Below are 12145 nucleotides of genomic sequence, written 5' to 3' on the forward strand. Positions count from 1 at the left end.
GGAGCCTTTCTTCATGCGCACGCCCCACCAGATCGTTGCCGATCACTACGCCGCCTCCGACCGCCACGACCTCGACGGCATGTTCGCCGACCTGGCCGACGACGTGCAGTGGACCGAGATGGCCGGCTTTCCGTGTGCCGGCACGCACGTCGGGCCGGCACAGGTGCTCGAGAAAGTCTTCAAGGTGCTGGGCAGCGAGTGGGAGGGCTACCGCTTCGTGCTCGAACGGCTGGTCGATGGCGGCGACACCGTGGTCGGCATCGGCGACTACCACGGCCGCCACCGCAAGACCGGCAAGCCCATGCACGCCCGCGTGACGCATGTCTGGCAGGTGCAGGGCGGCAAGGTGCGGCGCTTCGAGCAGTTCACCGACACGCTGCTGGTGGCGCAAGCCATGCAGTGACGGCGCCCTTTTTTCTTTTTTCCTTTCTCCCCTCTTCAACGCATCGCCCCGGAGCCTGTCCATGAATCTGCGAGATCTGTCGCTCGAGCACCTCGGCCTGGTGGGCCTGCTGGCGCAGCGCCGGCGCGGCAACCACATCGACGGCCGCGAGGTGGCGCCCGCCAACGGCACCTACCTGCCGGTGGTCGACCCGGCCACCGAGATGACCGTGGCCGAAGCGCCCGACAGCGACGCGGCCGACGTGAACGCCGCCGTTGCCAGCGCGCGCCGCACCTTCGAGAGCGCCGCATGGAAGTCGCTGCGCCCGGCCGACCGCGAGCGCATGCTCTACACGCTGTCGACGCTCATCGAATCGCACGCCGATGAACTGAGCGCGCTCGAAACCCTGCAAAGCGGCAAGCTGCGCGGCATCGCGCGCATGGTCGACGTGGGCGGCGGCGCCGAGTTCGTGCGCTACATGGCGGGCTGGGCCACCAAGCTCGAAGGGCAGACGCTCGACAACTCCATCGGCATTCCCGGCCCGCAATGGGTGACCTACACGCGGCGCGAGCCGGTGGGCGTGGTCGCGGCCATCGTGCCGTGGAACTTTCCGCTGGCCATCGCGCTGTGGAAGGTGGCGCCGGCGCTCGCGGCCGGCTGCACGGTGGTGCTCAAGCCATCGGAAGAAACGCCGCTCACCGCGCTGCGGCTGGCCGAGCTGGCCATCGAGGCCGGCTTTCCGCCCGGCGCGCTCAACGTGGTGTGCGGGCGCGGCACCAGCGCCGGTGCGGCGCTGGCCGCGCACCCCGATGTCCGCAAGATCAGCTTCACCGGATCGACGGCCGTGGGCCGGCACATCGGCCATGCGGCGGTCGACAACATGGCGCGCTTCACGCTGGAGCTGGGCGGCAAGTCGCCACTCATCGTGCTGGACGACGCCGACCCGGCCGCGGCGGCGCAGGGCGCGGCCAACGGCATCTTCTTTCACCAGGGGCAGGTGTGCACGGCGGGCTCGCGCATGTACGTGCAGCGCGGCATCTTCGATGAAGTCGTGAAGCAACTGGCGCAGGCCGCCGAGAGCCTGCACATCGGCTCGGGCTTCGATCCGCAGGCGCAGTTCGGGCCGCTGGTGTCCAAGCGCCACGTGGAGCGCGTCATGGCCCACATCGATGGCGCGGTGGCCGAGGGCGCCACGCTGGTCACCGGCGGCAGCCGCGCGTTCGACGGCGGTTGCTTCGTGCGGCCGACCGTGTTCGTCGACACGCAGCCTTCGATGCGCATCGTGCGCGAAGAGGTGTTCGGTCCGGTCGCGACGGTGGTGCCCTTCGACGACATCGAGGACGCGATCCGCATGGCCAACGACAGCGCCTACGGGCTGGCTGCCAGCGTGTGGTCGAACAACCTTTCGGCCGTGCATCGCATCGTGCCGCGCCTGCAGGCGGGCGTGGTCTGGGTCAACGCGCACAACGTGCTCGACAACGCGCTGCCGCTGGGCGGCGTGAAGCAGTCGGGCTACGGGCGCGACCTGGGGCGCGCGGCGGTCGAGGGCTTCACCGAGCTCAAGAGCGTGTGCATGGCGGTGTAGGCCGCATCGGTTCCGATCACAACAGGAGACATCATCATGCTGAGAAAAAAGAAGATCGCGTTGTCGGCCGTCGCCGGCGCCATGGGCCTGGCGGGCTTCAGCGGCGCATGGGCGCAATCGGGCCCCGACTGCGGGCTCAACACCGGCAAGGCCGCCACCGGCGAGCCCATTCCCATCGGCGCCGTGGTCGGCAAGACCGGCCCCGACGACTTCAGCGCCTCGGGCCAGGCGGCGGCCGCTTACTTCAAGTGCGTCAACGCCAACGGCGGCATCAACGGCCGCCCGGTCGAGTACATCGTGGTCGACGACCAGTGGAATCCCGAGACTGCCGCGCAGGTCGCGTCCAAGCTCGTGAAAGACCGCAAGGTGGTCGCGCTGGCGGGCAGCACCAGCTTCGTGGAGTGCGGCGCCAACGCCAAGATGTACGCCGACGAAGGCGTGATGGTCATTGCCGGCACCGGCGTGCCGCGCGAGTGCTTCAACGCGCGCAACTACGTGCCGGTGAATGCCGGGCCGCGCGTGTCGGCCACCATTGCCGCCATGTACGCCGCGCAGAAGTACAAGGCCAAGAAGATGGTCTGCATCATTCCGAACATCCCGAGCCTGGGCAACTGGGCCTGCGAAGGGCCGAAGGAATGGGGCAGGAAGAACGGCGTGCAGGTGGAAACCATCACCATCGATCCGGGCTCGGCCGATGCCACCTCGACCATGCTGCAGGCCGCCGCGAAGAAGCCCGACACCATCATCATGAATGTGCCCAAGGGCATCCTGGTGCCGATGCTGGCTGCCGCCGAACAGCAGAACCTGGGCAAGAAGATCCACTTCGTCTCGGCCGCGCCGGCCTACAACGCCGACGTGCCCAAGGCCATCGGCCCGTACTGGAAGGGCAACTTCGACGTCAACCTCGAATTCAACCCGCTCGAATCGGCCGGCCCCGACAACAAGAACTGGCTCGCCGTGATGGACAGGCACGGCGCCAAGAGCGACCCGCGCGACACCTTCTCGCAGGCCGGCTACCTGGCCGCGCGGCTGGTCACCCAAGCCCTGCTGAAAATGGACCCGAAGAAGATCGACCGCGCCGGCGTGACCGACGCGCTGCGCAAGGTGAGCGACTTCCGCAGCGACATTCTCTGCAAGCCCTTCTACGTGGGCAACGGCAACCGCCACAACGCCAACAACAGCGGCCCCGTGGCCAGCCCCGATGGCAACGGCTGGCGCTTTGCACCGGGCGGCTGCCTGACGGCGGAAGACCCGGAGCTGGTCGACATCCGCGCCGACGAGCAGAAGATGGGCCTCAAGTGAAGGCGCGCTGAGCCATGGAAGACTACCTGCCTTTCGTCATCTCCGGCCTGGGCCTGGGCGCGGTGTATGCGCTCTCCGGCGTGGGGCTGGTGGTGCTCTATCGCTCGTCGGGCGTGCTGAACTTCGCCTTCGGGGCCATCGGCGCCATCGGTGCGTACGTGGCCTGGTCGATGCTCGAAGCCGACTGGCCGCAGGGCCTGGCGTGGTGCGCGGCGGTGCTCACGTCGATGCTGCTGTCGCTGGCCTATGGGCGGCTGCTGGCGCCGCGCCTGTCACACCGCGACCCGACCATCCGCAGCATCGCCACGCTGGGCTTCGCGCTGGTGGTGGTGGGCTTCACCGAGTGGTACTGGGGCGAGCAGCCGCGCCGGCTGGTGCTGCCCACCGATGCGGGCGCGCTCGAATTCATGGTGGGCGAGGTCGAGGTGCGCCTCACCCACACGCGCGCCGTGGGCCTGGCGCTCGCGGTGCTGATGATGGGCGGCGTCGGCCTGCTGCTGTCGAAGACGCGCGTGGGCCTGAAGATGCGCGCGCTGGCCAACGACCGCGACCTGAGCGCGCTGCTCGGCATTCGCGTGCTGGGTGTGGACACCGTGGCCTGGGTGCTCAGCGGCGCCTTCGCCGGCGTGTGCGGGCTGCTGCTGGCCAACATCGTGCGGCTGCAGGCCACGCTGCTGACCTTCCTGGTGATACCGGCCTTTGCCGCCGCCATCATCGGCCGCCTGCATTCGCTGCCGGCCACGGTGGCGGGCGGCATCGCCATCGGCGTGCTGGAGGCGCTGGCGATCACGGTGCCGGGCTTCGCGGCCTTTCGCACGGCCACGCCCTTCCTGATCGCGCTGGCCATGATCGTCTTCTTTCGCACGGGCACGCGGCAGGCATGAGCGCATCGATCTTCAACGGGGCCGCGCCTGCAACCGGCGACGCGATGCAACTGCCTGTCTTGCCGGCTTCGCTGGCCGAGGCAACGCGCCGTGCCCGCATTTCATTGGCCGTGATGGTGGGCTGCGTGCTGCTCATCGGCCTGGTGGTGCCGTGGCTGGCCAATGCCTACTGGATCAAGACGCTCACGTCGTCGCTGGCGCTGTCGATCGCGGCGGCCGGCGTGGCGCTGCTCTACGGGCAGCTCGGGCTGGTGTCGCTGTGCCAGTACGCGCTGCTCGGCGCGGGCGGCTGGATCGCACTGCGGGCCGGTCACGGGCTGGGCTGGCCCTTCGAGCTGTCGGTGCTCGCGGGCGGGCTGCTGTCGTGCGCGGTGGGCATGCTGGCGGGGCTGCCGGCGTTGCGGCTCAAGGGGCTGTACCTCGCGCTGGTCACGATGATGATGGCGGGCGGCTTCCAGGTCGTCATCAACGTCATGGGCTTTCCCGATGGCGGTGCCGGCTGGCTGGGCCGCGTGTTCGGCAGCGAGCGGCTGATGATGCCGCGCCCCGCGCTGGCGCTGTCCGACGCGGCGTACTTCCGCTACGTGGCCGTGTGGCTGGCGGCGGTGCTGGCGCTGATCGAGCTGCACCGGCGCACGCGCGCGGGCCGCTCCTGGGCGCTGATCCGCCGCGGCGAAGCGGCGGCCGTGGCGGCCGGCGTCAACATCCTGCGCTACCAGACCTGGGCCTTCGGACTGGCCGGCTTCTGCGCCGGCGTGGCGGGTGCGTTGCTCGCGGGCGGCGTGGGCCAGCTCGACGGCCGTGCCTTCACCGCCGGCGATTCGGTGATGCTGTTCGCGCTCACCGTGGTGGGCGGCGTGTACCACTGGGCCGGCGCGCTGATCGCGGGGCTGCTGCTGCGCGCGGTGCCGGCGCTGCTGACCGACTTCGGTGTGAATGGCTACCTGGCGATGATCTTCTTCGGCGTTGCATTGCTGCATGCGCTCATCACCGCGCCGAGCGGCATTGCCGGGCAGCTGGCGGGTGCGTTCGAGGCGGTGCGCAAGCGCTTCGCGCGCGGTGTCCGCGGCAGCGACCAAGAGAAGGAGGCGACCCCATGATCCGCGTCAGCGACCTCACCGTCGCCTTCGGCGGCGTCAAGGCCATCGACGGGCTCAGCGCCACGCTCGACGCGCCCGTGTGCGGCCTCATCGGGCCGAACGGCGCGGGCAAGACCACGCTGGTCAACGTGCTCAGCGGCCTGGTGCTGCCCAGCGCCGGCAGCGTGGCGGTCGATGGTGCCGACCTGCTGGACCTGAAGCCCATCGAGCGCGTGCGCTTCGGCCTGCGCCGCTCGTTCCAGACCGAGCAGGTGGTGGAAGACCTGAGCGTGTGGGACAACGTGCGCGCCCTGCTCGACCACGTGCCGCATGCGCGCGGCGAGGCCGTGGCGCAGGTGGCGCGCGCGCTGTCGCACACCGGCCTGCTCGACGTGGCCACCGAACTCGGCCACCGTTTGAACCTGTTCCAGCGCCGCATGCTCGAGATCGCGAAGTCGCTGGTCGGCGCGCCCCGGCTGCTGCTGCTCGACGAACCCGGCGCGGGCCTCACCGAGCAGGAGGCCGGCACGCTGCGCCGCGTCATCGGCTCGGTGCATGCCTTCTGCGGTGCCCAGGTCTTGCTGATCGACCACGACGTCGACCTGATTGCCGCGACCTGCACGCAGACGCTGGTGCTCGACTTCGGCCGCCGCCTTGCGCTCGGCCCGACGCGCGCGGTGCTCGACGACCCGGCCGTGCGCAAGGCCTACCTGGGAGCGGAATGAACGGAGCCATCGCATCATGCTGAGCGTGAACGACCTGCGCCTGCAGCGCGGCGGCAAGGCCGTGCTGCACGGCATCGACCTGCAAGTGCCGCCTGGCGAAGTGACCGCGCTGCTCGGCGCCAACGGTGCCGGCAAGTCGAGCACCGTGATGGCCATCGGCGGCGCGCTGCCGCTGGCGGGCGGGCGCATCGAAGTCGAAGGCCACGCGCTGCATGGTCAGCGGCCCGAGCGCGTGCGTGCGCTGGGCGTGGCGGTGGTGCCCGAAGGGCATCGCGTGCTCGGCGACCTGTCGGTGCTCGACAACCTGCGCGCCGCCGCCACGGCGCTTCCCGCGTCGCGCGTGGCCGATGCGGTGGCGCAGGTGCTGGCGGTGTTTCCCGAGTTGCGCGTGAAGCTCGCGCTGCCCGCGCGTTCGCTGTCGGGCGGGCAGAAGCAGATGGTCTGCATCGCGCAGGCGTTGATCGGCAAGCCGCGCTACCTGGCCATCGACGAGCTTTCGCTGGGGCTTGCGCCCACAGTCGTCAAACGGCTGGTGGAGGTGGTGCAGCAGGTCGCGCGCGAGGGCGTGGGCGTGTTGCTGATCGAGCAGTTCACCACGGTGGCGCTGGCCGTGTCGAGCCGCGCCTATGTGCTGGAGCGCGGGCGCATGGCCTTCGCGGGCTCATCGGAAGAACTGCGCAGCCGGCCGGAGATATTGCACAGCAGCTATCTCGCGGCGGCCTGATGTCATTTGATTTGAAGTGCGGCGATTGCGGTGGCGTCATGCCGCGCCGTCGAGCGAGGCCGAGAAAAGAATGCAGGCATCGCCCGCGATGGACACGGCCACCGGCTCGCCGTTCGCGATCATGACTTCGACATGCACGATGCCGTCGCGCCGCAACGCGCGACCCTGGCGGCCCTGGAAGCGCAGCGCCCGCCCGTCGTGGGCCATGAGCTTGTGGCGCACCAGGTACGCGCCGAGCGGCCCGTTGGCGTTGCCGGTCACGGGGTCTTCCATGATGCCGATGGCTGGCGCGAACATGCGCCCGTCGGTCACCGCCTCTTCGCCGGCCGGCTGCTGGAACACGAAGTAGCCGTTGCAGCCGATCTCCCGGCTCAGCAGCGAGAGCGCGCGCATGTCGGGCCGCAGCGCATCGAGATCGACCCGCGGCGTCAGCGGCACCATGACCTTGCTGTGCCCGGTCGAGACGACCTGCACCGGAAGTGAGGCAGGCACATCGCCGGGCGCGAGCCCGAGCGCGGCCACGATGCGTTCGCGCAGCGCGCCTTCAAGCGGCGCTTCGAACACCGGCGCTCCCTGGTGCATGACGATCCGGTGCCCGCCCGTGGCGTTTCGCGAGATGCCCACGGTCTGGATGCCGGCCCCTGTCTTCTGCCGCAGCGTCGCCTCGCCGAGCTGCAAGGCCGTGGCCCGCGCGAAGTGCGCGGCAATGGTGGCGTGGCCGCACAGCGGGACCTCGGTGGTCGGCGTGAAGTAGCGGATGCGCAGGTCGTGGTCGTCCGCGTCGGCGCGCCACACGAAGGCGGTTTCGGAATGCTTGAGCTCGCGCGCCAGGTCCTGCATGGCTTCGTCGGACATGCCATCCGCGTTCAGCACGACGCCCGCGGGGTTGCCGCGAAACGGCGTGCGGGTGAATGCATCGACATGGAAAAGGGTTCGTTGCTTTGTCATGGCTTCGAGCTTGGCAGGCGCGTTGCGTGGCGGAATGGAATGAAAGAAATACACTCGTTCCCTGGAGGAATGAATGGCCGCAACATCCGATCTGCCGCTGGAGCTGATACACGCCTTCGTGCGGGTGGCCGCGCACCAGAGCTTTGCGCGCGCCGCGCACGATCTGCGTATCACGCCTTCCGCCGTCAGCCGGCAGATCAAGCTGCTCGAGCAAACCCTCGGGGTGCAGCTGTTCTTTCGCACGACCCGCACGATGTCGCTCACCGATGCGGGCATGACCTACCTTGCCGCGGCGCGCGAAGCATTCGACAAGCTTGAAGTCGCGGGCCAGGCCCTGGGCCGCATGCGCGACGAGGTGCGGGGCGAGTTGCGGATCAGCGCGCCCGTGGCATTCGGACGCCGCTGCATCGTGCCGGCGCTGCCGGCGTTCATGGACCGGCACCCGAAGCTGTCGCTCGACCTGGTGATGACGGACAGCTTCGTGGACCTGGCGGGCGAGGGCGTCGATGTGGCGGTTCGCATCGGGCGGCTCGAAGACTCGGCGCTGCGGGCGCGCAAGCTCGCGGCGAACCGCAGGGTGCTGGTGGCCAGCCCGGCGTACATCAGGCGCCGTGGTTCGCCCAAGACGATCGAAGACCTGAAGCAGCACAGCTGCATCGTTCTCACGGTCAACCGCGATGGCGAGCAATGGCGCTTTTCCGACGCACAGGGCACCGAGTTTTCCGTCAAGCCGAAGGGCGTGCTGCGGGCCAACAACGGTGACGCGGTGCTCGAGTTCGCCAAGGCGGGGCGCGGCATCGCGTTCCTGTCGGAGGTGCTGGTGCGCGATGCGCTGCAGGAAAAAACGCTGGTGCGCGTGCTGCCGAAGCACGGTGGCGCGGACGCCAGCGTGCACGCCGTCTTTCTGGTCGACCCGTTGCTGAATCCGAAGGTGCGCGTGCTGGTCGACTTCCTGGTCGACCTGCTCAAGCCGCCGTCCGCGGCCTAGTGCGTGAGCGCGGGCGACGCGGCCCGCTCGGCCTCGCGCCGCTGGAACTCGCGCGGCGACACGCCGTACTGCGCCTTGAACACGCGGCAGAAATGCGCGCTGCTGTTGAAGCCCCAGGCGAAGGCGATTTCGGAGACGGACGTGCGGCGGCCCGCCGCGTTGCGCAGCGCCTCGCTGCAGCGCTCCAGCCGCATCTGCCAGATGAAGCGGTCGAGCGTCTGGTCTTCGTCTTCGAACACGCGGTGCAGGTAGCGCTTGGAGCAGCGCAACTGCTGCGCGATGAGGTCGAGCGACAAGGCAGGGTCGGCCAGGTGCGCGTGCACGAACTGCTTCACGCGGGCCTTCAGCACGCCGGGCACCGGGTGCGCGCCGAACTGTTCGTCGGAATGCGTGGCAAGGGTGGACGCCAGCAGGCCCAGCACGGTGTCGCTGACGGAGCGGCCGACCGCGTTGGGCAGCGAAGGCAACTGGTCGGCCAGCGAGGTCAGGAACGAGCCGAGCACCGCGTAGAGCCCCTGCATGGCGGGCGTGTGGGCCTCGCAGGTGTGCAGGTCGGGAATCTTCATGCCCTTGAACTGCTGGCGCGGAATGGTGATGGCGAGCAGGCGCGAACGCTCGGGGTTGGTAATGGCGTAGGGCACGCGCGGGTCGTACAGGCTCCAGTCGCCGGGGTGCAGGTGAAACTCGCGGTCGCGCTGCGAGATGTGGCCGTGGCCTTCGAGCTGCAGCACCAGCTTGTAGTGTTCGTCGAGCACGATCTCGTGGCGCGTGTCGGGCCGCGCCACGCGGTGCGAGGGCGCCTCGATCATGAACATGCCCAGTGGCCCGAGCGCGTAGGCGTCCATGCGCGCGTCGAAGGTGCCGGTGTCCAGGCATTGCACGCGCAGCGCGCCGAAGTACGACTCGTTGATGCGGCCCCAGCAGGCCTGCCGGTCGGCGGGGTGTTCGAGCAGCGTGCTGAAGTGGTTTGCGTTCATGCCATGGGGTCTCTGTGGGGGCGCCGGAGGCGCTTCCGCAGGATAGGCATGCAGGGCGGCGCCATCATCGGTGTTTCCACCCGGGCCGGGGAGGCCGGTGCGCCCCTGGTAAACGCACAGTGCGCGCTGGGTCAAGAAGCTGCGCGGCGGCGCGGCGTCGGCCTGTTCAGACCGCCGGCACGCGCCCCGCATCGGCCGGGTTCACGTTGCGCCGGTACAGCACCAGCGTCGCGATCAGCCCGCACACGGCGGCGGCTGTCATCCACAGGCCCGGCGCGCCCTTGTCGCCCGTCATTTCGATCAGGCCGGTGGCAATGGCCGGCGTGAAGCCGCCGAACAGTGCCGTCGCCAGGCTGTAGGCCAGCGAGAAGCCCGCCGTGCGCACGTTGACCGGCATCACTTCGGTGAGCGCGACGACCATCGCGCCGTTGTAGCTTGCATAGAGGAACGACAGCCACAGCTCGACTTCGAGCATGCGCACGAAGCTCGGCGCACCGACCAGCCACTTGAGCGACGGGTACGCGGTAAGGATGGTCAGCACGGTGAACACGATCAGCAGCGGCTTGCGCCCCACGCGGTCCGACAGCGAGCCCATGATCGGCAGCCAGATGAAGTTCGATATGGCCACGCACAGCGTGACGATCAGCGCGTCGGTGGTGCTCAGGTGCAGCACGGCCTTGCCGAAGGTGGGCGTGTACACGGTGATCAGGTAGAACGACACGGTGGTCATCGACACCAGCATCATCCCGGCGATCACGAGGCCCCAGTTGGCGACCATCGAGCGGAAGATTTCGCGCGCATCGGGGCGGTGCTTGCGCGCCATGAACTCTTCGGTCTCCTGCAGCGAGCGACGGATGATGAACAGCACCGGCACGATCAGGCAGCCCACGAAGAAGGGCACGCGCCAGTAGAAGTCGCCGATTTCCTGCGGGGTGAAGGTCACGTTGAGCCAGTAGCCCAGAGCCGCCGCCACGACGATGGCCACCTGCTGGCTGGCCGATTGCCAGCTCACGTAGAAGCCCTTGCGGCCCGGCGTGGCCATTTCAGACAGGTACACCGACACGCCGCCCAGTTCCACGCCGGCCGAGAAGCCCTGCAGCAGCCGGCCGATGAGCACCAGCAGCGGCGCGATGACACCGATGGTGGCGTAGGCCGGCACGCAGGCGATGAGCAGCGTGCCCACGGCCATCAGCGCGAGCGTGACGATCAGGCCCTTGCGGCGGCCCACGCGGTCGACATACGCGCCGAGAAAGATCGCGCCCAGCGGCCGCATGAGGAAGCCCGCGCCGAAGGTCATGAAGGTCAGCATCAGCGATGCGAACTCGTTGTCCGACGGAAAGAACGCCTTCGAGATCTGCGTGGCGTAGAAGCCGAACAGGAAGAAGTCGAACATCTCCATGAAGTTGCCGCCGGTCACGCGCAGGACGGTGGCGAACTTCGAGGAAGAGGCTGTTGAAGCGGAAGAAGCGCGGGCGGCGGTGCCCGGCTGCGCGTTGGAAGGCGCGGAATTCATCTCGTTGTCCCCTGTGGCATGTGTGTGTGCCAAGGGTAGGTCGGGCTTCCCGACCGCTGCCTGACTGCGGGAGTCAGGTAGCTGTCACGCGCAGGCCGCTGCAGGTGCTTGCGCGTGCGCGCTCGCCGTCAGGTCTTGTACTTGATCGAGCAGCCGTAGGGCCGCGTGCTGGCGGCCGATATGGGCTTGCCGCCGAAGGCTTCGCCCAGTGCCTGGTTGACGTAGTTGGTCGCGGTCTTGATGTCGTCGGCCCGCGCCGACGCGATGCTGTCGATGCCGCCCGCATACACCAGCGTGCCCTTGGGATCGATGATGAAGATGTGCGGCGTGGTGCGCGCGCCGTAGACCTGGCCGATGAGGCCGTCTTCGTCCATGAGCACGGCGGTGGGCGCGGCTTTCTGCGATTTCATCCACGCGTCGAGCGCGGCGGGCTGCAGGTAGTCGCTGGCGGCGCGCTCGGTGGAGTTGATGGCAAGCCAGACGACGCCCTTGTCGGTGGCGGCTTTCTGGGTGGCGGGCATGTTGCCGCTGCCGTAGTGCTTGCGCACGAAGGGGCAGCCAGGGTTGGTCCATTCGAGGACGACGAACTTGCCGGCAAAGTCGGAGAGCTTGTGCTTGGCGCCGGCGGTGTCGACGGCAACGAAGTCGGGCGCCTGCTGGCCGATGGCGGGCGCGGCAAAAGCGGGTGTGCCCATGAGGAAGGTGGCGCCGAGGGCCACGGCGGCGGCTACGACGGCACGGCGGGAAGCGCGGCTGAGGGCGGCGCGGGCATGGCGCGCGGCGCGCAGGGATCGCGAGTCGGTGGATGGCGAGAGAGACATGGCCAGCTTGAACTCCAAAAACAAAATTCCAAACAACAACTGGAGCTTAGAACGGTTTCTTCAAGTGCGTGTGACAAGCCATGTCACACCTCGGGGCCGCGGGTTGAGTGTCGCGGTCGTTTGTGGCGCTGTTCTTTGGGCTGTTGTTCTTGGCGCTGTTCGGGCGTGGGAGCGGGTGCGGGGTCTCGGGTTCGAATGCGGGTGCATTCGGGGCGCG

Annotated in this window: 12 protein-coding genes; 8 read left to right on the forward strand and 4 right to left on the reverse strand. The window is 68.8% G+C overall.

The window, feature by feature from the left end:
• Positions 1-13 precede the first annotated feature (13 nt).
• The 7 genes from DBV14_RS02775 (at position 14) to DBV14_RS02805 (ending at position 6681) form a co-directional block, all read left to right on the forward strand.
• Entirely contained in the window at positions 14-403 is a 390-nt protein-coding gene (locus DBV14_RS02775) for a nuclear transport factor 2 family protein (RefSeq protein WP_124457671.1), read from the forward strand.
• Between the two features lie 61 nt (positions 404-464).
• Positions 465-1967 carry an aldehyde dehydrogenase gene (locus tag DBV14_RS02780; RefSeq protein ID WP_124457672.1) on the forward strand — a complete coding sequence of 501 codons (1503 nt, stop codon included), beginning with the start codon at positions 465-467 and terminating at the stop codon, positions 1965-1967.
• 36 nt (positions 1968-2003) lie between these two features.
• Positions 2004-3269: an ABC transporter substrate-binding protein gene (locus DBV14_RS02785; RefSeq protein ID WP_124457673.1), complete on the forward strand. Its 1266-nt coding sequence runs from the start codon at positions 2004-2006 to the stop codon at positions 3267-3269.
• 14 nt (positions 3270-3283) lie between these two features.
• Complete coding sequence (locus tag DBV14_RS02790) at positions 3284-4153, forward strand: branched-chain amino acid ABC transporter permease (RefSeq protein WP_124457674.1); 870 nt, start codon at positions 3284-3286, stop codon at positions 4151-4153.
• A gap of 44 nt (positions 4154-4197) precedes the next feature.
• The gene (locus DBV14_RS02795; protein ID WP_124457683.1) at positions 4198-5253 is read left to right on the forward strand and encodes a branched-chain amino acid ABC transporter permease; all 1056 of its coding nucleotides are present in this window, start codon (positions 4198-4200) and stop codon (positions 5251-5253) included.
• Positions 5250-5957, forward strand: a complete 708-nt coding sequence (locus DBV14_RS02800) for an ABC transporter ATP-binding protein (RefSeq protein ID WP_124457675.1) — start codon at positions 5250-5252, stop codon at positions 5955-5957. The genes DBV14_RS02795 and DBV14_RS02800 overlap by 4 nt, the downstream gene beginning before the upstream one ends.
• A 13-nt stretch (positions 5958-5970) precedes the next feature.
• Complete coding sequence (locus tag DBV14_RS02805; RefSeq protein ID WP_124457684.1) at positions 5971-6681, forward strand: ABC transporter ATP-binding protein; 711 nt, start codon at positions 5971-5973, stop codon at positions 6679-6681.
• Between the two features lie 36 nt (positions 6682-6717).
• Here the strand turns inward: DBV14_RS02805 and DBV14_RS02810 are convergent, their stop codons facing one another.
• The gene (locus DBV14_RS02810) at positions 6718-7629 is read right to left on the reverse strand and encodes a PhzF family isomerase (RefSeq protein ID WP_124457676.1); all 912 of its coding nucleotides are present in this window, start codon (positions 7627-7629) and stop codon (positions 6718-6720) included.
• A gap of 73 nt (positions 7630-7702) precedes the next feature.
• On the opposite strand from DBV14_RS02810, the gene DBV14_RS02815 reads away from it, so the two are divergent.
• On the forward strand, positions 7703-8617 hold the full coding sequence (locus DBV14_RS02815; protein WP_124457677.1) for a LysR family transcriptional regulator: 915 nt from the start codon (positions 7703-7705) through the stop codon (positions 8615-8617).
• Here DBV14_RS02815 and DBV14_RS02820 read toward each other — a convergent pair.
• The 3 genes from DBV14_RS02820 to DBV14_RS02830 form a co-directional block, all read right to left on the reverse strand.
• Positions 8614-9594 (reverse strand): helix-turn-helix domain-containing protein, encoded by a 981-nt coding sequence (locus tag DBV14_RS02820; RefSeq protein ID WP_124457678.1) that lies wholly within the window; start codon positions 9592-9594, stop codon positions 8614-8616. The genes DBV14_RS02815 and DBV14_RS02820 overlap by 4 nt on opposite strands.
• A 166-nt stretch (positions 9595-9760) precedes the next feature.
• Positions 9761-11107 (reverse strand): MFS transporter, encoded by a 1347-nt coding sequence (locus DBV14_RS02825; RefSeq protein WP_124457679.1) that lies wholly within the window; start codon positions 11105-11107, stop codon positions 9761-9763.
• 128 nt (positions 11108-11235) lie between these two features.
• Positions 11236-11928, reverse strand: a complete 693-nt coding sequence (locus DBV14_RS02830) for a redoxin domain-containing protein (protein ID WP_185545901.1) — start codon at positions 11926-11928, stop codon at positions 11236-11238.
• Positions 11929-12145 lie beyond the last annotated feature (217 nt).

It is taken from the genome of Variovorax sp. KBW07 (assembly GCF_003852515.1).
In the GTDB taxonomy this organism is placed as follows: domain Bacteria; phylum Pseudomonadota; class Gammaproteobacteria; order Burkholderiales; family Burkholderiaceae_C; genus Variovorax.

What these genes read in the sequence shown, in the direction of transcription:
- DBV14_RS02775 (WP_124457671.1), top strand. Translation starts at nt 14, where the DNA reads ATGCGCACGCCCCACCAGATCGTTGCCGATCACTACGCCGCCTCCGAC.
- DBV14_RS02780 (WP_124457672.1), top strand. Translation starts at nt 465, where the DNA reads ATGAATCTGCGAGATCTGTCGCTCGAGCACCTCGGCCTGGTGGGCCTG.
- DBV14_RS02785 (WP_124457673.1), top strand. Translation starts at nt 2,004, where the DNA reads ATGCTGAGAAAAAAGAAGATCGCGTTGTCGGCCGTCGCCGGCGCCATG.
- DBV14_RS02790 (WP_124457674.1), top strand. Translation starts at nt 3,284, where the DNA reads ATGGAAGACTACCTGCCTTTCGTCATCTCCGGCCTGGGCCTGGGCGCG.
- DBV14_RS02795 (WP_124457683.1), top strand. Translation starts at nt 4,198, where the DNA reads ATGCAACTGCCTGTCTTGCCGGCTTCGCTGGCCGAGGCAACGCGCCGT.
- DBV14_RS02800 (WP_124457675.1), top strand. Translation starts at nt 5,250, where the DNA reads ATGATCCGCGTCAGCGACCTCACCGTCGCCTTCGGCGGCGTCAAGGCC.
- DBV14_RS02810 (WP_124457676.1), bottom strand. Translation starts at nt 7,629, where the DNA reads ATGACAAAGCAACGAACCCTTTTCCATGTCGATGCATTCACCCGCACG.
- DBV14_RS02815 (WP_124457677.1), top strand. Translation starts at nt 7,703, where the DNA reads ATGGCCGCAACATCCGATCTGCCGCTGGAGCTGATACACGCCTTCGTG.
- DBV14_RS02820 (WP_124457678.1), bottom strand. Translation starts at nt 9,594, where the DNA reads ATGAACGCAAACCACTTCAGCACGCTGCTCGAACACCCCGCCGACCGG.
- DBV14_RS02825 (WP_124457679.1), bottom strand. Translation starts at nt 11,107, where the DNA reads ATGAATTCCGCGCCTTCCAACGCGCAGCCGGGCACCGCCGCCCGCGCT.
- DBV14_RS02830 (WP_185545901.1), bottom strand. Translation starts at nt 11,928, where the DNA reads ATGTCTCTCTCGCCATCCACCGACTCGCGATCCCTGCGCGCCGCGCGC.